The sequence below is a fragment of the Flavobacterium fontis genome, assembly GCF_900129405.1.
GTDB classification, from domain to species: Bacteria; Bacteroidota; Bacteroidia; order Flavobacteriales; family Flavobacteriaceae; genus Flavobacterium; species Flavobacterium fontis.
Map to the genome: position 1 here is coordinate 58720 of NZ_FQVQ01000009.1, position 22238 is coordinate 80957.

14 protein-coding genes are annotated in these 22238 nt (G+C 42.3%); all 14 read right to left on the minus strand.

The window, feature by feature from the left end; genetic code table 11:
* Positions 1–26: 26 nt before the first annotated feature.
* Positions 27–602, minus strand: a complete 576-nt coding sequence (locus BUC17_RS08775) for a cytochrome c oxidase subunit 3 (protein ID WP_073363448.1) — start codon at positions 600–602, stop codon at positions 27–29.
* Between the two features lies 1 nt (position 603).
* Positions 604–1506, minus strand: coding sequence for a heme o synthase (cyoE, locus tag BUC17_RS08780; protein ID WP_073363510.1), 903 nt, complete (start codon positions 1504–1506; stop codon positions 604–606).
* Positions 1507–1600: 94 nt separating this feature from the next.
* Positions 1601–3682: a gliding motility protein RemB gene (locus BUC17_RS08785; protein ID WP_073363449.1), complete on the minus strand. Its 2082-nt coding sequence runs from the start codon at positions 3680–3682 to the stop codon at positions 1601–1603.
* Between the two features lie 2 nt (positions 3683–3684).
* Positions 3685–4428, minus strand: coding sequence for a deoxyribose-phosphate aldolase (gene deoC / locus BUC17_RS08790; protein WP_073363451.1), 744 nt, complete (start codon positions 4426–4428; stop codon positions 3685–3687).
* Positions 4429–4515: 87 nt separating this feature from the next.
* The gene (locus BUC17_RS08795; RefSeq protein WP_083544832.1) at positions 4516–4869 is read right to left on the minus strand and encodes a VanZ family protein; all 354 of its coding nucleotides are present in this window, start codon (positions 4867–4869) and stop codon (positions 4516–4518) included.
* A complete protein-coding gene (gene gcvH / locus BUC17_RS08800; protein ID WP_073363454.1) occupies positions 4859–5239 on the minus strand; it encodes a glycine cleavage system protein GcvH in 381 nt (126 codons plus the stop codon). The genes BUC17_RS08795 and gcvH overlap by 11 nt, the downstream gene beginning before the upstream one ends.
* An 81-nt stretch (positions 5240–5320) precedes the next feature.
* Complete coding sequence (sov, locus tag BUC17_RS08805; protein WP_449403961.1) at positions 5321–12553, minus strand: T9SS outer membrane translocon Sov/SprA; 7233 nt, start codon at positions 12551–12553, stop codon at positions 5321–5323.
* A complete protein-coding gene (ruvA, locus tag BUC17_RS08810) occupies positions 12554–13135 on the minus strand; it encodes a Holliday junction branch migration protein RuvA (protein WP_073363457.1) in 582 nt (193 codons plus the stop codon).
* Positions 13136–13198: 63 nt separating this feature from the next.
* Positions 13199–15499: an NADP-dependent malic enzyme gene (locus tag BUC17_RS08815; protein ID WP_073363459.1), complete on the minus strand. Its 2301-nt coding sequence runs from the start codon at positions 15497–15499 to the stop codon at positions 13199–13201.
* Positions 15500–15563: 64 nt separating this feature from the next.
* A complete protein-coding gene (queG, locus tag BUC17_RS08820; RefSeq protein WP_073363461.1) occupies positions 15564–16487 on the minus strand; it encodes a tRNA epoxyqueuosine(34) reductase QueG in 924 nt (307 codons plus the stop codon).
* A gap of 117 nt (positions 16488–16604) precedes the next feature.
* Positions 16605–17627 (minus strand): Holliday junction branch migration DNA helicase RuvB, encoded by a 1023-nt coding sequence (ruvB, locus tag BUC17_RS08825; protein ID WP_073363463.1) that lies wholly within the window; start codon positions 17625–17627, stop codon positions 16605–16607.
* A 67-nt stretch (positions 17628–17694) separates the two neighbouring features.
* The gene (locus tag BUC17_RS08830; protein ID WP_073363464.1) at positions 17695–19491 is read right to left on the minus strand and encodes a cytochrome c oxidase subunit I; all 1797 of its coding nucleotides are present in this window, start codon (positions 19489–19491) and stop codon (positions 17695–17697) included.
* A 29-nt stretch (positions 19492–19520) separates the two neighbouring features.
* Positions 19521–20690, minus strand: coding sequence for a cytochrome c oxidase subunit II (locus tag BUC17_RS08835; RefSeq protein ID WP_073363466.1), 1170 nt, complete (start codon positions 20688–20690; stop codon positions 19521–19523).
* A 19-nt stretch (positions 20691–20709) separates the two neighbouring features.
* Entirely contained in the window at positions 20710–22233 is a 1524-nt protein-coding gene (locus tag BUC17_RS08840; RefSeq protein WP_073363468.1) for a quinol:cytochrome C oxidoreductase, read from the minus strand.
* Between the last annotated feature and the right edge of the window lie 5 nt (positions 22234–22238).

A 22238-nucleotide genomic window follows, 5' to 3' on the forward strand; every position in this document is an offset into this window, starting at 1 on the left:
AAAGTTTCCAAATTTACATTTTTTTCTTATTTAAAGAAATACAAAAACAAAAATAAATAGAGCCATAAAGCATCCAAAAAGTGCCAGTATATCGCACCCAGCTCAATTCCAAGATATTGAGCAGCAGTGTACTTTTGTTTAAAATGATTATAAATAATTAGCAACAAGGATAAGATCCCTCCCAACATGTGGGCTAAGTGCACATAAACCAAGATGTAAAGGAAGGCAATTGTCACCGATCCTGACTTTCCAGTGGGGAAAAGACGGTGGGCAAACAGCTCATCAAACCCTTTAAACTGGAAGTAAACAAACCCCAATCCTAAAACCAATGTTAAGGCTAAAAACAGCGAAGTTTTACTACGTTGGTCTTGCTTGATGGTGCGTTGCGCCAAATGAAAGGTTGCACTACACAATAAAATAAGTACGGTGCTAATGGTAAACGCTTGAGGTATTTGATAATCTGTCAACCAATCTGGGCGTGATTTACTAACCACCATGGCACTCGTTAATCCGGCAAAAAGCATAACGATGCTGATCATTCCGAAGATCAACAACAATTTGTAGGAGCGCGCTGAGCGTGCTTGTTCTTCTTGTACTGTCATATTAACGTAAAAATTTATCCGTAATGTAAATGATTTGCAACAAAGTTATATACGCCACACTCACCAACATGAGTACACGAGCTGCTTTTGGGGTGCGTAATCGGTACAATTGAAAGGTGTAATACAACATCCATAACCCCAACAACAACACCAAAACCGTGGCAATTGGACCAATAAAAAGTTGGCCGGTATACCCAAAAGCGGGCAATACCGAAGCTACAATCAACCAAAATGTATACAGCACAATTTGCAAAGCGGTTCGATTATCACGCTGTCCTGTAGGCAACATAAAGAAACCCGCTTTCTTATAATCTTCAAATAAAAACCATCCAATAGCCCAAAAGTGAGGAAATTGCCAAAAAAATTGGATTAAAAACAAGGTCCCCGCTTCAATACCAAAGTGGTTGGTTGCAGCAACCCAGCCCAACATAAAAGGAATGGCGCCTGGAAATGCCCCTACAAATACGGCTAAGGGAGTAACGGATTTTAGAGGAGTGTAGACGCTGGTGTATAAAAAGATAGACACGGCACCAAACATAGCCGATTTGGGATTAATCGTATACAACAAAACCAAACCCGTGATAGTGAGCGAACTCGCTACAAATAAAGCGGTATTGGGTGCCATACGACCCGATGCGACAGGGCGGTTTTTGGTGCGATCCATCAAAGCATCCAAATCTTTTTCAATCACTTGATTGAATGCATTGGAAGCACCAACCATGCAATACCCTCCAACTGCTAAAATCAGCAAAGTCATCCAATGAAAAGGATTGGACGCACTGATTCCGAGTAAATACCCTGCAATAGAGGAAAACACGACACTCACGGCCAAGCCCGCTTTGGTGATTTCTTTAAAATCTCGAAACAATTTTAAAGGATGCAACGATGTGGAATGCGTGTCCAACGATACTTTGTTTTCAAATGTCAATTAAGTCGTGCAAAAGTAGTCTATCCCAAAAGAAATGACAAAAAACAAAGCATAAATATTCTTGAAGATTTTAGTAATCAAAATACCAATTAAAGATATCTGTTCGAACACCGATCGAAAACCATGTCGTATTAGATGACTTGACCGTATCGGTTACCGTAGTGGGATCAAAATTTCTAAAAATTACATTGGCAAACAACTTTAAATTGGTCGTTGGGTTGATCACATAACCCGCTTGCAAATCGGCAATAAACACCATCGTTTCGTTACCTTGCCCTACGACTACTCCCGTATCTGTGGGTCGGAAATCATTGTAACTTAGATAAATATTACCTCCGTAATTCAAGCCATTTATGTCCAAACCACGAACTCCATAATGCAACTTAGCCGAAGCATAATAGCGCCCGTGCGTATACCGACCTATGGCAATTAACTCTTTTATATTTCCACCCCATTGATGCCCTAAACTTTGGTTGCTATTTCCGTAATTAGTTAGCACATTACTATGGGAGTAGACATAGGGACGAACAAAGTTGTATTCCAACTGCAACATGAGGTTGTCTACGTTAAACGCATTGTAATATTTTAAACCCAATTGGTAGGCGTATTTATTTTTCCAACTTTGATTTTGAGCGCGAATTTCACCCAAGGAAAATTCATCCAACAAAAATTGCCCGTACGCATTAACACTGTTGCTTAATTTATATTTCCCAGTGAGCCCCAAAAGCGCATTTCCACTGCGGGAAGAAGAGGAAAACTCAACGGCGCGGTAAAAAATTATAGGATTCACAAAATTCATGTCAAAACCACGGTCATTTTGATTGGCCCATACCACCGACTCAAAAAAACCAATATTCAACCGTCGATTCACATTCCAGCTCAGGTAATGACTCGCCACAAACTTTGTGGCGTAAGTTCCATCAACCGTTACTTCCGGACGGGTATCTTTCATCCACATATAGAGGTTGGTGTATTTAATTTTCCAAAAGGTTGTATTGATTTTGAAATAGGGATAGGGACTCACCCCGTCGGTTAACAATAACGAACGGTACCCGTCACCAATAAAATTACGACCATGCCCCAATTGCATTTCTACAAACTTCCCGGGCGCATAATTGATATAGGCCTCTGCCATTGGAAAATCAAAAGCATCGGTTTTAAATTCTTTAGCAATCCCAATGCCCGGAATGGTGGCAGGATTTCCTCCTGAAGGGCGCAAGGAAATAGCATATTGATTAAAATAATCGGCAAAACGGCCCTGACTTTCATAAATAGTAGCCGAAAAATTCACTTCTTTGCCCAAACCACCACGGATTTGTACCCCGCGGGTATTGACAAAGGTATAATCGGTAGCGCCTGAAGTTTCTCTTCCGAGTTGGAAATCAAAAACAGGATTTAACGTAAACCAATAATCATTCCCTTGGATGGCAACCAAGTCATCGTTCCATATTTTTTTACCCCACCACGAAGATTTAGGCTTCATGAGTTGTTGATGAGCTTCCCGCAAATTATAGTACTTCGAAACTTCATTGAACGTAAAAGGCTTTGAAGTAGTATGCGCATTGGCCCCCACTTGATTCATCGCCCAATCAAAAGAAGCATAAAGTCGATTGGAAAAAGGAATGGCAAGTTTACTGTCGTATTGGGGCTTTGTAAACGTTTGATACTGCATTGTATCTAATTCCATTACACGCGTTTCCTTTTGAAATGTTGTAGGAACAACGGGCGCTTGCTGCAGTTTGGCAATACTTTTGGGAGCGTCATCTGGATTTTGCAACGGTACGTTAAATCGGATGGTGTATTTCGAATACGTCGCTTTACCTCCATAGACAGCAGGTTGAATTACGGGAAACTTTTCAAATACACGGCGGCATTCGGCTGTGACTTCGGCATCGGCAGCATCAATGTACAAGGGTTTGAATTTTCCAGATTGATCCACTTCAAACACGATAATTACGGTGCCTTGATAGTTGGTTTTCGCTTTAAACTCTTGGTAAACAAACCGCTGTACCTCTTGATCAAAACAGGTTTGAGCTTCCGCCTCATTAACCGACTTACAATTTGGAAAAACAGGAGGTGATTGTTGCAACCCCTGCGCACCAACGGTTAGCATCCCACTCCAAAAAAACACAAAAACAAGTAATCGTTTCATACTTAATATCCAGCTTCAGACGTCCCGCCGTGTGCAATAGTTTTTGCCGCCGACGTTCCGATTCGTTTTACACCTAGTTTTATCATTTCAACCGCTTCTTCATACGTTCGCACTCCTCCTGCTGCTTTAACCGGGAGTGGTGCGCAATTTTCAAGCATCATCAGTATAGAGGCCCGTGTAGTACCATTGGGCTTTCCGTCTTTTGTTTCATAAAAACCGGTCGAAGATTTTACAAAAACATGCGCAAAGACTTCTTCTTTAAAATGGGCTATAATTGTATTTTTAATACAGGCCGACAACTGGATGATTTCGGTATCCGACAAGGCGGCCACTTCAATAATCCATTTGACCGTTTTGTGATGCGACCAAGCCAATTGTGTTCCAGCTGCAATCTCTTTGCGGACTAAAGCTACATCTCCCGATTGGAAGGCCCTGTAATTACAAACAAAATCCAACTCATCGGCACCATCATCAATGGCCTGTTGTGCTTCTTGCAATTTGGCTTCCAAATCGGCCGTACCCTCGGGAAATCCAATAACGGTTCCTACCAATACCGAAGATTTTGCGTCATCAATCATCGTTCGCGCCATCGCTACCTTATCGGGACGAATCATCACCAACTTAAACCCTTCCTCAATCGCTTCTTGAATACAAGCTTTTACCACTTTTTCATGGTCAGCTAAAGAAAGTCCAGCTTGCTCAGGCAATTTGAGGTAAGTAGCATCTAAATAGTGTCGAATGTGCATAGCGATAACCAATAAGGGTCAAAAATACAAATTATGAAGGCAGCTTCATTGATTTCCATAAAAAAACCACTCACGAAGAGTGGCTTACTATTTTTTTAAAGAAAAGACCCATAACCCTACGCTTGCCCCAACGGTGTTGGCGAGCACATCCCAAAGATCGGCTGAGCGATTTTGTGTGAAGGCGAATTGACAAACTTCCATCATAATTCCATATCCTACTGCGGCAAGCCATAACCCAATTAAGATTCGTTTTGTCTTTTTCCGCAGATAGCTACCCCACCAAAAAACAAATCCAAAATAGAAACAAAAATGGACCACTTTGTCTTTGTGAGGCACTGGAATACTTTGCCCAAAACTTCCAGTTGAACCCAAACTTAACCAGGTTATGAGGGCGGTCCAGGAAAGTGCAAGCAATAAATTATATGTTTTCTTAGGCTCCAATCAAAGCTTTGTAGGCATCGGCATCCATCAATTGATCCCACTCAGAGGCATCAGAAATTTTAACCTTTACCATCCAACCCTCGCCATAAGGATCAGAATTAACTGTTTCAGGCGTACTCTCTAAAGCATCGTTAAATTCAATGATTTCACCCGACAATGGAAGAAATAAATCTGAAACGGTTTTCACGGCTTCAACGGTACCAAAAACTTCATCCTTAGCAAGTGTTTGATCTAATGTTTCAACTTCTACATAAACAATATCACCCAATTCACGTTGTGCAAAATCGGTAATACCCACAGTGGCTACATCGCCGTCCAAAGAAACCCACTCGTGGTCTTTGGTATACTTCAAATTAGAAGGAATATTCATTCGTTTGTTGGTTTAAAAATACACGTTCAAAGGTACACTTAATTCCGATATTGAAAAATGATTTTTTGCATTTCAAACGGTTTAATTTCCGAAGTTATAGCGCAACGTAAATCCGGTTCGAATGTTGGTTATCGGGAATGAAGTTGAAATAACAGCTTGGGAGAATGAATGATCATAAAAGAAAATGGCCGTTAAATTTTTACTGAACGAATAATCCGCAGTAACACGGGCTGACCATAAGTCTTGACCCCCTCCCAACTGGTTGTTGTTGTAATCCAAATAACGCACAATGGTTTTGTTGTTTCGGTAGGAGAAATCTATTTTGACATTCAAATCACTCTTGATGACCCCTGTTGGATTATCCGCCAAACGCGAGGAAATGATCACGTCTTTAAATCGGAATCCTGTTCCTACAATATACTCAACGCCTTGTTGCTCGGTCAATAAGTTGTTGTCAAAACTGAATGACAAAGCGCGGTCTTTTTTCATTTCCAGCAACAACTTGAACGAACTTTTTGTTTCAAAATCAATTCGGAAAAGCGGACTAAATTGTTCTACCAAGTTGACATTCCCCACAATCGTTTGCTGGAAGAAATTGTTATTGGCAGGGTTTATAGCGCCTTCTACATAGTCTAAGTTGGAACGGAAAGCATTAATGGTATACGATGCTTTGTAGTTGTGTTGAATGGAGAAGCGTTTGAAGCGATCTTTGAAAAACTTGTAGCGCATTAATCCATTGTACTTGATGTTCCACCCTGGAATTGGAATATCTCTGAAGATTCCAGTCGACACTTTATTGACATCGCGACCGGTGTAGGCTGCTAAGAAAGCAGGCAACAAGACATCCTGACTGTTTTTCCCAAACCCTTGAGGGTAACCTTCGGCATCAAGCGGGTAAGTGGTATTCCCATAATAATCTTGGGCCAAACGGTGGGCAATCACAAAGCGGTTTTCGCGGAATCGATTAAATGCTTCCGAACCAAATTCGTCACTGGGCATAAACGAGGTGGTAATCATGTTGGTCGAAATCGCAAAGTTCCCAGTATTGTAGGGCGACCTTGAATTGTAGGTACCATCAGGACTTACATCATATTGCTCGGTATAGTTCGTCGCGTAGGTGCGATTGGCCGCCAAGTCTATTTTAAAATCAGGGAATAAATCGATATTCGCTGTCATGTCCAAAGTACGGTTAATGACCTCGGTATAATTTTGGTTAAAATCTTGGAAGTTGGTCAACCAACCGCGTTTGGCCGCTTCAAAACGAACATCGTCTTGCAATCCGAAGACAAAGGCCATAGAAGGCTTGGTCGAACCGAAGAATCCGAGACCCGGAGTATATCCTGGCAAGGCGGTACTTTGATTTTCGGTGTAATTAATTTGAATATTTTTCACACTCGTTAAAATACCGATCAAGCCTTCTACAAAAGGACTACGCTCTGATTGCGGAGCTACAGCAGTGTTTGTGATTTTTTGGCCGGGTTTTGGGGGACCTGTTTGGGTAGTTTTGGTGTTCTTTTTGGTCTTGGTCAACCCAATATATTTATACAAGGCATCCATATTGAACGCGGTATTCAGCTTGTGCGAGCCTGAATTTTGAATCGTATTTCCTAAATTAAACACATCTCCATTGGCATCGGTATACGATGATAAGGCAATGGAAGAACGTTGCCATGTAAACGTACCATTGTAGGTATAGGTAGGTTTGATAAAGGCCAAGAACGGAATTTTATTCAACGGCACTTCGTAGTTGATGGTCAACTGTTGGTTGTGGGTATTGGGCAATCCAGGATTCCAGAAGTCCGTCCAAAGTGTATACGAATTGTCGGGCACGTTGTTTTCATCCATAAAATTACGGACCAAATTATTGCTCGTTGCATTAAAGTTTAATTTCAATGACTTGGTTAAATTGTAATTGAAACCATATTGGTAATTGAACAAATAATTTCTTTGATATAAAGTTTGCAACCCTACCCCTTCTACATCAACCAAACGGAATTGCTGGCGGTTTAACTGACGGTTGATGTTGGTACTAAAGGAAATATTGGAAGGTAAAAAGTTGAAGTTAAAATCACTCAATAATTTCCAATAACTACTTTTTTGGAAAGCCTTTACTTTTTTGAAAGGCTCTACAGGTTTGTTTTGAAAAGCAAACGTGTAATCTACAGCGGTATTTACTTGTTGATCTTGGAAGTTTTCCAACTCGTAATTGTTGCGATCCACCTGATTGTACGAGTAGGAAACCGTTACGTTTTCAATGTCATAAAAACGCGGTTTTTGCTTCTCGCCACGGTCTTTTTTCACCCCGATAAAATTGATACTTTTCCGTTTGGTATAGTCAATCGCTCGGTTACGGAAATTGCGTTTTTGCGCCTCATCCTGCGTGTTGTCAATCAATTGTTGCAGTTCAATATCTTGGAAGAACGGATCGTATTTTGGGGTAATGATCTCCTCACCAACAGAATAATTGAAAGGTACATTCATGTTCCATTTTTTGGGCAATAATTTCCCCAAACTCATATTGGTCACAATATTGTACTGCAATATCTCTTCTCGACTACGTTCGTTAGGCCCTTGATCAATCGAACCAAAGCCTATGGTACTCATACGACCTGTTGCGGAGATATTCGCAAAATCAGCCAAATTTGCATCCAAATTCGCTACCGCAGCCATACCGCCTTTGTTGTCCATATCGGCAATACGCAACTCATTAAACCATGCCTCTCCTTTGATCCTTCTGGGATTTAGTGGGTGTTCAGCCGTATTGAGAATATGGGTATTGTTTTTGATACCGACCATTAAAACACGAATCAACCCGAAGTTAGGATTCCCTCGAATACCCAAACGGGCCTTATTCACTTTTCCAACCAAGGAATTATCGAGTTCATCTTCATTTTTAAAATAAATCTCACCAGGGGAAGTGTATATATGACTCAAAGCCAACACTTTTAACTGGGTCAACAGCTTCAACGAGACATCAATTTGGTTGGCTTCGGGCCATACCGCATCGGGATTATTAACGTTAAATTGCGATTTTTTCAGGGGAAGTTCAATCTGGTAAAAGTTTTCAGAAGCATCGTTTCCAAAGCGAATGAAACCCACTAACTCATTATCTTCTATCGAACTCGGCTCATCAGGAAGGGCTTCAGCGTGTAAAAACATTTTGATTTTTTTGAACTGACGCATATCGACACTTACGTTTTTGAAAACCCCGCGTGAATCTCCTGGCTCCAACCCTAAGCCACTAGCGCGTAAGGCCAACGACTGTTCGTTTTGCGGAATCAACGTATTGTTTTGCATCAACTGTTCCAACTGAACACCGGGAGGCGTAACGTAATTAATAGGGTTACGAGAACCATTTTCTTGTACGTTAAGGGCTTGAACTTCAAAATTTGTCCCATCATCGGTAACGTCGGTATCAACGGGATCTAGTGTGTTTTCATAACGGCGCCATTCGCCACGAACCAAATCCAAAGACCCAAAACGGATGGTGACAGGTTGGTTAAATTTGGTCATGAAAATTCGCATGAAACGTATGGAGCGGAAATCAGAAATACTACCAATGGTGTTGGCTGGAGCGGTAACGGGAATTTTAAACTGGATCCAACGGGCTTGCACTGTATTTCCGTTGGCGGCAGTCACCTGTGTTTCACGAATGTCAGTAATAAAATTGGCGCCAACATTGGAAAGCGCACTTGGGCTAACATTGATTTTATACTCATAATACGCATTAATCGTATTCATGGTATTATCCCGGTTGATGTCCTCGACATCGGGAATAGTGGTCGACCCGCGATTGGTATCGGTAACATCTACGGGAGAGTTGGCTTGAACATTGTTGTAATTCTTATACCGATCTAAAACTCCTCCACTGGCATTTAAATAAAAATTATAGTTATCGGCAGCAGGGTCGGGGAACGATGCAAATCCAGGGAACTTGGCCGCTTCTTCATTATCGCTAAGTCCGTCCAATCCAACGTCTTGTACATTTCGGTTGGCCGTATCGGTGTCGAAAGCATAAATCAAGGACTGTGAGGCAGGAATATTTCCCCAATAATTGCTGGTGGTGATTTGACCTGGGCCTAACCCATTCTCGTAAAACTTACGACCATCTTTAAGGATATCTTCTGAAATTTCACCTAAGTTAAAATAAATCTGACCTATATTGGAAGGATCGGAAGCCGCCCCGGGATTGGTTGGATCAAAATAGGGATCCATCATCCAAAACTGGATATACTCTACGTTGGTTTGTTCAAAATTGGTCGAATTCAACGCGCGCATGATTCCCCCAAAATTAGTGTCGGGATTGGGCAATGAACCATCCGCTTGCGCCGCAGGATTGAAGTTATACGGACCCCGTTCTTGTGGAAAATAGGTTAGATCTAAGGTATTCACCACTTGCGATTGCCCTTGAGCAATAACGGTTTGAGGATACAATTCGGAACTAAAAATACGACGCGTACTGTTGAGCGATAAATCATCTTGAGAAACGCCAGATGGACGTTGCGTATAAAATACAGGGTCAATAGTATACCAAGCAATTTTGGCGCGCTTAAATCCGTAATCAATCGAATTTTGAGTACCGTTAAAGTCGGGATAATCCACATTTCCTGTCGCTGGACGTTCTGGAGTAGAAGCGATGAACCAAGATAGTGGTGAGCGCAAATCAATATTGGTTTGCGACCCTTCAAAATCGTCTACGTATAAGGTAGATTCTCCGTTGAAACGGTCACCAATAGGCGCATCGGGTTTTAAGAAAGCCACTTCCCCACGGAACGACACATTGGATGGAACATCGGTGTCTACATTTGGCAATTTATTCACCAAACGGGTCAAGAAAGGAACTTCCGACGACAAACTGGTATTTAAACCAAACATGCTGTTATTTACGGATTCCTGACCGTAATTCGATTTTTGCGTAAACGGACGCTCCGTCATTTTCAAAAACGTAGCTCCCACTAAGGCTTTGGGTGAAAATTTATGTTCGACATTAATCCCCATAAAACGGCGCGTTTGCTGACCAAAAACAGAGTTGTTCTCCACCGAAACTTCGATTGGGGTATTGGAGGCTTGTAGAGAAGGATCTAATATTTGTACCCGTCCCGCTTGGTAATTTACGGTAAAATCTACGCCTTCAACCAACCGTCTTCCACCGGCCGTAACGATAACTGACCCTTGGGGAACATTGAACGCACCAATTGGAATTCCTTCCCCACCTGAAGATTTAAAACGACCGCGCAATTGGAATTTATTTTTCTCACTGTCTTGCAATGCAGCCGCCTGCGTACTGGTATATAAGGTGCGGAATACGTACTTCGCTTGGTTGGGGTTAAAATCCGCCAAAGAGGTGGGGTCGCCCAAATAATTCTCCGATGATCCAGGAGCCGTTCGTAATTTTTCAAACAAATAACGCCCAAAAGGTTCGATTTTGGTAAAAATAATGCGTCCGTTTTGCTGGTCAATGGTAAGTCCGGGAACAAAATCAAAAAAACCATCTCCCCCTGTTTGTGGGTCGTTGGCAAAATTCAATTGGTCCATAGAGAAAACGCGAAGCAAGGGGGTTTCACGAACATCGTTGGGTAGTGGACTAGTAGGACTAGCCTCTACGATATAATTTAAAGGCGACGGATCGGTATAGAGAATATTGAATTTGAAATCTTCTTTCTGTAATTGGAAACCTCCGGGAATTTGATAAATATTTTTCATCATCAAACCCCAAATCGGTTTGTCGACAAACGTGAGGGTACTTTTTAACATCTTTACAATCAACGATTGCGTCGCGGGAATACCACCTGTATCCACTTGTGTGGCTTCTACCCCATCGGTTCCAAACTCCCCTACTTGATATACTTGTCCTCCGATAGTATATTGGAAAGCAACAGCCAAAACTTCATCATTGGCCAAGCGTTGTTGCAGGGAGACATATCCTAATTGGGGATGAAACGTATATTCCGAAGGATTCAGTTTTCGTGCATTTTCCAACTTGGCGTAATCGGTTCCTTCGTTAACAGGGTTAACATTGTTGAATCCATTTCCTGCTGTAAAAATTTCACGAATACCTTGATTAAGTAATCCCGTTGTTCCGATTAAGGCGGGATCGTAGCGGTTGTTGGAGTTGTCGGCCGGACTATCAATGGGGGTCAAGAAGAAGCCATTGGTGATTTCAATGGGATCGACGGCTACCACCTGGTTGTCATTCAACGGCGTATTGCTATAGGTATCTGTCAATCGGGATTCCCCTAAATCTTGTAAAGCGATTAAGTTTCGTTGGTTGTTATTAGTAGTATTGACACGATTTTGACGGTTGGTTACCCAAACCTCAATACGTGTAATTTGTACGCGGCTGTCAATAAAGGGATAATTCCGCAAGGCAAAATCGTAGCGGTTTTTGAAGTATTGGGACAAGAAAAAGTGGCGATCGTTATCGTACTCTTGTGCGAAAAGTTCAAAATTCTGAATCGTCCCGCCTCCTTGCGAAGTTACCGTTCGGGTTTGTGACTTTTGTTCAGAAAAAACCCCAGTGACGGTTGTTCTTCCGAATTGAAGTTGGGCACGAACCCCAAACAAACTTTGTGCACCTCGAATCAGGGTATTGTTTAAAGGCATACTTACGTTACCTACCTCAATCTTTTGTATGATATCATCTTCCGTTGGCGTGTATTCCAACTTGATTAAATTCTGGAAATTAAAGGTAGATTGAGTGTCGTAATTGGCATTAACATTTAAACGCGTTCCTACTTTTCCCATCAAACTCATACTGATGCGTTGATTGAAGTCAAAGGTAGTCGTTGCGCGGTTACGCGGTGAAAAAGCAGGGTTATCTTGCTTGGTATGCCGTACGCCTAAATCGACTTCGACCGACCCTGTAGGCTTGATATCGATGGTGTTACTCCCAAAAAGGGTTTCAAAAAAACTAGAATTTACGTAATACCGGGGTAGTAAATCTTTCTTGTCTTGTTCGGTACCCTTTCCTTCAGCAGCATTGGACTTCTTTTGAAAATAGGCACGCATCGATTCCCGTAAAACCAAGGCATCATATTCTTTGGGAGTTAAAAACATCGGATAATTGATGTTGAATCCTTCAAAGGTTTTTGTCAAAACGTATCGATCTATGGTAGGGTCATAGGTATAGGCTTCTACAACACTTTTCGGGTCATTTAATTTAATGGCTCCGGTGTTGTATCCTTTTATGGTATCTCTCGCTTTTTCGTCGTCTTCCTCTTCTGTTGTTTGGGCCTGTGTTGAAAAGGCAAAAAACACAAAAAGAAAACAAAGTATTCGTAATAATGATTTATTCCGGCTGTTTGTTTTCAACAGTTATAGGTTTTTTAATGCTTGTTTGATTATGGTTTCTAGGTTGGCCTCGGGTTGTTCTTTCATGATTTTATCGACTACTTTTTCGGCATTCTTACGAACAAAGCCCAAAACCTCCAAAGCAGATAACGCTTCATCCCGATTTGTATTGTATGAAATGGGCGAAACTTCCCCGATATCATGGATTTTTAACACTTTATCGCGCAAATCAAGGATAACCCGTTGGGCTGTTTTTGCCCCAATGCCTTTGATTGATTGAATGGTTCCCACATCGCCGTTGCCAATGGCTGCAATGATTTGTTTGGGATCTAAAGAAGAGAGCATGGTTCTTGCAATTCCAGCACCAATACCCGATACGGAAAGCAATAATTTAAATAACTCCCGCTCTGATTTTTCCATAAACCCATACAATTGATGGGCATCTTCTTTAATGAGCAAGTAGGTAAACAACTTCACCGACTCCGACTGCGGCAACAACGCATAGGTGTGTAACGAAATATGGATATGATAGCCTACGCCTTGGCAATCAATCACCACATCGGTAGGGTTTTTTTCAACTAATTTTCCGTGTATGTGTGCTATCATCTTTTAATCGTATGTTCAAATATAGAAAAAATTAACAATTAGGGACTTTTCTAAACAAGAACCTTACTTTTTTATCACCATATCGCGGAGACGTTTGTGTTTCTCTTGCGCATCTACTACTGCAACGGCTGCCATATTGACCATTTCCTCCACGCTAGCACCCAATTGAAAAATATGGGCGGGTTTGTCCATGCCCAACATAATGGGACCTACTGAATCTACCTTGTACAGTTCTTTCAATAGTTTATACGTAATATTGGCCGACTCTAGATTGGGGAAAATCATGGTATTGACTTTTTTTCCTGCCAATTTTGAAAAGGGAAATTTCGCTTTCAACATATCGGGATTCAACGCAAAATCGGTTTGAATCTCTCCATCGACGATCAAATCAGGATAGTATTTATGCAAATAGGCTACGGCATCGCGCACTTTTTGGGCACTTTCATGGGTAGATGAGCCGAAATTGGAAAACGAAACCATAGCAATCACGGGTTCCATTCCGAACATACGAACCGTTTTGGCAGTCATTAAAGCAATCTTGGCCAAATCATCGGCAGATGGATTGGGATTGATGGCTGTATCGGATAAAAACATGGGACCGCGATTGGTCATCATCATATTGGTGGTCGCAATTAACGAAATCCCAGGAGCCTTACCAATCAATTGCATCAAGGGTCGCACCACAGAGGGATAACTTCGAGAATAGCCTGAAACCATCGCATCAGCATCGCCTTCATTGACCATCATAGCGGCAAAATAGTTGCGCTCGCGCATCCATTTTTGAGCATCCAACAAGGAGATGCCACGGCGTTGACGTTCTTTCCAAAAGATTTCAGCATAGCGCATACGGCGTTCGTCTTCCTCTTTTGTTTTCGGGTCAAAAATAGGAATGTCGGCGTCAAAACCGATTTCTTCTTTCAACTCCAATATATCTTCTTTTCGTCCGAGTAAAATCGGTTTTCCAATACCTTCCTCATAGACAATTTGGGCCGCTTTGAGTACATCCAATTGATCGGCTTCTGCAAAAACAATGCGTTTGGGGTCGGTTTTTGCGCGGTTGATTAATAGACGAACCATTTTATTATCCGAGCCCATGCGTTCCATCAACTCCTCTTCATAGCGTTCCCAGTCGGTAATCGGTTGTTGTGCTACTCCCGATTCCATCGCGGCTTTGGCGACTGCGGGGGCCACGCGTGAAATTAAGCGCGGATCAAAAGGTTTCGGGATAATATAATCGCGTCCGAAAGCCAATTTAGTTTCCCCATAAGCAATATTTACCTGCTCGGGCACTAATTCTTTGGCCAAGCAAGCCAAGGCTTTGACCGCGGCCATTTTCATGGCTTCATTAATTTTGGTTGCACGTACATCGAGGGCTCCACGGAAAATATACGGGAATCCCAAAACATTATTGACTTGGTTGGGATGATCCGAGCGCCCCGTGGCCATAATAATATCTTTTCGGGTGGCAATGGCTACGTTATAATCGATTTCGGGAACAGGGTTGGCCATCGCAAAAACGATGGGATTCTTGGCCATGGCTAGAAGCATTTCGGGAGTCAAGATATTCCCTGCAGAAAGTCCCAAAAACACATCGGCATTTTTAAGGGCTTGCGCCATGGTTGTTCCAGGTTTGGCGGTGGTATAGCGACGCTGTAGGTCGGATAAATCCGTGCGTTCGTTGTGCAGCACTCCGTCTTTATCAAACATGATGATGTTTTCGGGTTTTACGCCCAAAAGCACGTATAAATTGGCACAAGCTAGGGCGGCTGAACCCGCTCCTGAAACGACAATTTTTACTTTATTCACTTTTTTACCGGCCAACTCTAGTGCATTCAATAAAGCTGCCGAAGAAATGATGGCGGTGCCGTGTTGGTCGTCATGCATTACGGGAATGTTGAGCTCTTCTACCAATCGGCGTTCGATTTCAAACGATTCGGGGGCTTTGATATCTTCTAAGTTGATTCCTCCAAAAGTGGGGGCAATGTTTTTTACCGTTTCAATAAAAGCTTCGACATTTTTGGTGTCCACCTCAATATCAAAAACATCGATGTCTGCGAAAATTTTAAACAACAAGGCCTTTCCTTCCATCACGGGTTTGGAGGCTTCGGGACCGATATCGCCCAAACCTAAGACGGCCGTTCCGTTGGAGATTACCGCGACTAAGTTTCCTTTGGACGTGTATTTGTAAACATTATTAACGTCTTTGGCGATTTCCAAACAAGGTTCTGCAACGCCCGGAGAATAGGCCAAGGACAAATCTCTTTGGGTTGCATATTTTTTGGTAGGAACAATTTTTATTTTGCCTGGGGTGGGTTTGGCATGGTATAAAAGTGCCGCACGGCGTTTACTCGATTGATTATCCATTTTTCACAATTTGCATCTTGACAAAGGTAAAAGTATCCGTGGAATCGTGAAACAAATGAGGGATTTATTTGAGGAAGTCGATATTGCGTTTCAAGCCTTGGTATTGGGTTCGTTTTACGGCCGAATCGCGAAAAACTTCTTTAAAAATATCTTCCGTTATTTCTTCCCAATCCTTTTTGGAAAAAGAGAGTAAATCGGGATGCGGATTAAATTGTGGCTCTTGATGTGGCGTTGCAAATCGGTTCCAAGGACAGACTTCCTGACATACATCACACCCAAAGACCCAATCATTCCACGCGCCTTTCATGGTCTCTGGCAACTGATTTTTGAGTTCGATAGTAAAATACGAAATACACTTGCTCCCGTCGACCACATAGGGCGCCACGATTGCTTGGGTGGGACATGCATCGATGCAAGCCGTACACGTACCACAATGATCGGTAGTGGGCGGATCGTAGTCCAATTCAAGATCGACGATGAGTTCGGCTACAAAATAGTACGAACCCGTTTTTTGGGTAATAAGATTGGCATTTTTACCGATCCAACCGAGTCCGCTTTTGGCGGCCCAAGCTTTGTCCAAGACTGGCGCAGAATCGACAAAAGCACGTCCATTAACGGCACCGATTTCGGTTTGTATACTGTGCAATAGCGCTTTTAGTTTGTCTTTGATCACGTAATGATAATCTTTCCCATAGGCATATTTTGAAATCTTATACGTATCCTCTTGTTGGGTTTCGGCGGGAAAATAGTTGAGGAGTACCGAAATGACACTTTTGGCATCGTCGACGAGCAATCTAGGATCAAGGCGTTTATCAAAATGGTTTTCCATATACTGCATTTCACCGTGAAAGCCTTGATGGAGCCAGCGTTCCAAACGGGGGGCTTCGGCTTCTAGAAAACCGGCTTTGGCAATACCACACGAAAGAAACCCAAGGCGTTTGGCTTCGGCTTTTATAAACTGACTGTAGTGTTGTTTTTGGTTGTTCATGTGCATTAGGGATTGCAGCGAAGTACCCGCCCGACGTGAGGAGGGCGCGTACTGCGGAAAGCCCGACCCCGAGAGAAAACGGGAATAGACGCAGGGAGATGCTTTCGGGGGAATGCCCTAAAACAATTCGCCCTGAGACGTTCCTTTAATTTTACCCAAATGGCGATAGGCCTTTTCGGTGACTTCGCGACCACGTGGTGTGCGAATGATGAACCCTTCTTGAATTAAAAAAGGTTCGTAAACTTCTTCAATGGTTTCGCCATTATCGGAAACGGCGGTGGCCAATGTGGAGAGCCCCACAGGACCGCCTTTGAATTTATCGATAATCGTGGTGAGAATCTTATTGTCCATTTCATCCAGTCCGTGTGCATCGACATGTAGGGCTTGAAGCGAGTAGCGGGCGATTTCAATATCGATTTTGCCATTGCCTTTAATTTGGGCAAAATCGCGAACACGGCGTAAGAGGGCATTGGCGATACGCGGTGTTCCACGGCTTCTTCCAGCGATTTCGATTGCCGCTTCCATAGATATGGGCACACCGAGAATGGTGGCACTGCGTTGCACAATAGTTGTGAGGAGTTCGGTGTTATAATATTGTAGCCGCGATTGGATTCCGAAGCGCGCGCGCATGGGAGCTGTGAGGAGTCCACTACGCGTGGTTGCGCCAACAAGAGTAAAGGGATTCAAATTAATTTGTACGGAGCGCGCATTGGGTCCGGTTTCGATCATAATGTCGATTTTAAAATCCTCCATCGCCGAATACAAATATTCTTCCACTACGGGGCTTAGTCGGTGAATTTCGTCGATAAAAAGAACATCCCGTTCGTCGAGGTTGGTTAGCAGTCCTGCGAGATCGCCGGGTTTATCGAGTACGGGCCCTGAGGTAATTTTTATCCCTACGCCCAATTCATTGGCGAGAATATTGGCTAAGGTGGTTTTTCCTAATCCAGGCGGCCCGTGAAAAAGGGTATGATCGAGGGCTTCATCGCGAAGATTGGCGGCTTTAACGAAAACCTTTAAATTCTCGAGCACTTGATCTTGACCTGTAAAATCGTCAAACGACAGGGGTCGTAACTTCTTCTCGAGGTCAATTTCTTCGGGGTTGTAGCCCTTGTTGGTGGGGTCTAAGTTTTCGTTCATAGCACAAATATAGCACAAGTTTGGAGGAATAAAAAAAGCCTTTCCGAAGAAAGGCTTTTGGGATATTTTAGTGATGAAGAACCTCTTCTCCGGGTTTCATCGGTACATTTTGAGGTACGAAATCTTCGTCATGCCCTGGCTTGCTGTAGTCGTAAGGCCAACGGTGAACTTCTGGAATCTCACCAGGCCAGTTTCCGTGCATGTGTTCTACAGGCGCTGTCCATTCTAAAGTATTTGAACGCCATGGATTCTGTGGTGCTTTTTCACCAAAGAAAATAGAGCTAAAGAAGTTGTAAATAAATACCAATTGGAAAGCACCTCCAATTAAGGCGAATATGGTGATGACCACGTTTACATCTTGCATATCATCAAAGATAGGGAAGTTTGTGTTGGTATAGTAACGACGTGGTAGACCCGCCATACCGATAAAGTGCATCGGGAAGAATACGCCATAGGCACAGATTGCTGTTACCCAGAAGTGTACATACCCTAAGTTTTTATTCAACATGCGGCCATACATTCTAGGGAACCAGTGGTAGATTCCAGCGAACATACCGTATAATGCCGAGATCCCCATTACCAAGTGGAAGTGTGCTACTACGAAATAAGTATCGTGAACGTTGATGTCAAGCGTACTGTCCCCTAAGATGATACCCGTCAAACCACCGGTGATGAACGTAGATACTAATCCGATGGAGAACAACATCGCAGGGTTCATTTGTAAGTTACCTTTCCAAATTGTGGTAATGTAGTTAAACGCTTTTACCGCAGAGGGAATAGCAATCAACAGGGTAGTGAAGGTAAATACAGAACCTAGGAAGGGGTTCATTCCGGAGATGAACATGTGGTGCCCCCATACAATAGTGGATAAGAATGCGATGGCTAAGATAGACATGATCATCGCACGGTATCCGAAGATTGGTTTACGCGCATTGGTGGCAATTACTTCAGAAGTGATTCCTAATGCAGGTAATAAAATGATATATACTTCAGGGTGACCTAGGAACCAGAATAAGTGTTCGAACAATACAGGAGAACCCCCTTGATAATCTAACACTTCACCTGCAAGGTAAATATCGGATAGGAAGAAAGAAGTTCCGAAACTGCGGTCCATGATCAACAACAAAGCAGCCGATAAAAGTACAGGGAACGAAATAACCCCAATTACCGCTGTGATGAAGAAAGCCCAGATCGTTAACGGCATACGCGTCATGCTCATCCCTTTGGTACGTAGGTTTAACACCGTTACAATGTAGTTAAGAGAACCCAACAAAGAGGAAGCAATGAAAATAGCCATGGAAACTAACCAAAGCGTCATCCCTAGTCCAGAACCTGGAATAGCTTGCGGTAAAGCACTCAACGGGGGATAAATCGTCCATCCTGCGGAAGCAGGTCCTGATTCTACAAACAAAGAAACGACCATGATTACGCTGGAAAGGAAGAACAACCAATAGGAAACCATGTTCAGGAAACCTGAGGCCATATCACGCGCACCCAACTGCAATGGAATTAACAAATTACTAAACGTACCACTCAAAGCGGCCGTTAATACGAAGAACACCATGATAGTACCGTGAATGGTAATTAATGCTAAGTAGGCTTCGTTGGTCATTACTCCATCGGGAGCCATACGCTCACCAAGGAAAAACTTAAAAACTTTGAAGGACTCCTCCGGCCATGCTAATTGCATACGGAACAAAAGAGACATACCCACCCCGATGATCCCCATGATAATACCTGTCAAAAGGTATTGCTTGGAAATCATTTTATGGTCAATACTGAAGATATACTTTGTAATAAAAGTATCCTTGTGGTGGTGATCATGTGCATGATCATCAATGTGAAGGTCGTGTGCGTGACTCATATCCTAGTAATATAATTTTATCTTTTTACTTATTTTGCTTGCGCTACTACCGTAGTATCAGGTTTGGTAGCGGTTGAATCTGATGGTGTTGTCCCAGCAGCAGCGGCAGCATCTGCTTTAGCGGCATTTTTAACAGCTTGAACCAAAGTAGTTTTTTCTTTCAACCACTTTTGGTACTCTTGAGGTTCATCAACTACCACTTTCATTTGCATGTTGTAGTGCGAGGAGCCACAAATTTTGTTACAAAGAATGAGATAATCAAAAGTGTATGGATCTAAACCAGTTTTACCTTGAGCTTCTAATTCTTTACTCTTTTTGGTACGAATAGCATTAATGTTGTCTACTTTTTCAATCATTTCTGGCGTATCACGCATTTCTTGTGTCGTCATAATGGGTGTAAAAGCAAATTGCGTAACCATACCGGGTACACAGTTCATTTGTGCACGGAAGTGAGGCATGTACATCGAATGCAATACATCTTGTGAACGTATCTTGAAGATTACCTTTTTCCCTTTTGGGATGTGAAGTTCTTCAGTAACGATATCATCTTGCGCATTGGGGTCTGCTAAATCAACCCCGAGTGTATTCACCCCTTCGATAAGGCGAACATTGGCTTTTCCTAATACATTATCTTCACCAGCATAACGGGCAGTCCATTTAAATTGCTGTGCATAGACTTCAATTACAATCGGTTTTTCCTCTTTTTCATTGATAAACATGATGTCTGTCCATGCATACAACCCGAAGAAAATTAATACCGCCAATACGATAGCTGGAATCGCACTCCAAATAAATTCTAATTTGTTATTGTCTGAGATGTAAGCAGCTACTTGTCCTTTTTTTCCTGAATATTTGTAGGCATAATAGTGAAGTAAGGCTTGTGTAACAGTTTGTACGAAGAAAATCAAAATCATGGAAATCCACATCAATTGATCCACCTCAATACCATGCTCAGAAGCTGAATTACTCATTAAAGGGTAAGAACCATATTTTACGATACAGATGATGGTAATCAAATAGATGAATGCCAAAAATCCGAACATTAAGTAACCATTGACTCTATTGTCGTTGTCACCCGCAACTTGTGAGGATTCATCAGTGGATTTTTTACCAATTTGAGTTAAGGCAAAAATCTTACTCAACTGCCACAAGGCTACGGATAATAAAACTAAAACAAGAACTACTAATAAAGCTGTCATTTGTTCTTTTCTTTAAATATTAATAATGAAAATGTTTACTTTCTTCCATGAATGGATTACGTTTTGGAGTAAGCGGCGCTTTGGTAAGCGCGTTGAATACGACCAAAATAAATAAGCCCAAGAAGAACAATACAGAACTGATTTCGGATACTCCAATAAACCATTGGTCACCCACAGTTGCGGGCATAATCATATTGAAGAAATCAATGTAATGTCCAAATAAAATTACAACACCAGCGGTTACAACAATAGGAGCTACACGTTTGAAATCAGTATTGATTAAGGTTAAGAACGGGAATACGAAATTTAATCCGACAGCGCCCCAGAAAGGCAAGGTGTAATCGTTGATACGGGTTACAAAATAGGTAACCTCTTCAGGAATGTTGGCATACCAAATCAACATGAATTGTGAGAACCATAAGTACGTCCAAAATACGCTAATTCCGAACATGAATTTGGATAAGTCGTGAATGTGACTTGAATTAACATATTCTAAATAACCTTTTGATTTCAAATACAAGGTAACCATTGAGATGGTAGTAATACCACTTACAAAGAAACTCGCAAAAACATACCATCCAAACAAGGTACTAAACCAGTGAGGATCCAAAGACATAATCCAGTCCCAAGCCATAATTGACTCCGATACAATAAAGAATACCAGGAAGGTAGCTGAAAGTTTGAAATTTTTCTTGTAGTAAGCATCATCAGAAGCTTCATCTTGTGCTAAACAGTTTTTACGTGAGAAATAACGGTAAAGGTTCCAACCCAACAAGAAAATGGCAGCGCGAATAATCCAAAAACCGAAGTTCAAATAGCCTGACTTACCGTCAATTAAGGCATCATAGTTTGGCGATCCTGGTTTCGTTACACCATCCTCCATCCATGTGAACAAATGGTTCATGTGTAATCCTGAAGCTAAAAGCAAACCGAAGAAAATAATAGAACCTACAGGCAAATAAGCTGTTATACCTTGCATCACACGGAACAAAACGGGAGACCAACCTGCTTGCGCAACTTGTTGGATAGCATAAAAAGCTAAGGCACCCATGGTTACCAACAAGAAAAAGATACACGCTACATAAAGAGCAGCCCAAGGTTTGTTTTGTAATTGATGCATTACATGCTCGATATGTTCCTTGTGGGCTACCGCAGGGTCGATATGTTTCTCCTTCTTAGGTACTACGGATAGCGTTTTTTTAGCTGTTTCAGGAGCTACAGGCTGCGCGATTGAATCAGTGGCCGCTAAATGCGTTGTATCATGTGAAACGGCATGAGCATCTTCAGTTTTGTGCGTAGCTTCTTGATGCGCTTCCGGTTTTGCAGCATGAGCCTCGTGGTTAGGAGTTGCGTGGGTATCGTGAGAAGCAGCAGTAGCATGACCACCGTGTCCGCCATGACCCTCATGATGAGCCGCAGCAACAATTTTCTCAACATCTTCTATAGTTTTCGGAGTAGATAAAAACCCATATACGATACCTACCAATCCTAATGCAATTAGGATAAAGGCCGAGGTTTTTAATCTTTGTGAAAATGTGTACATATCTA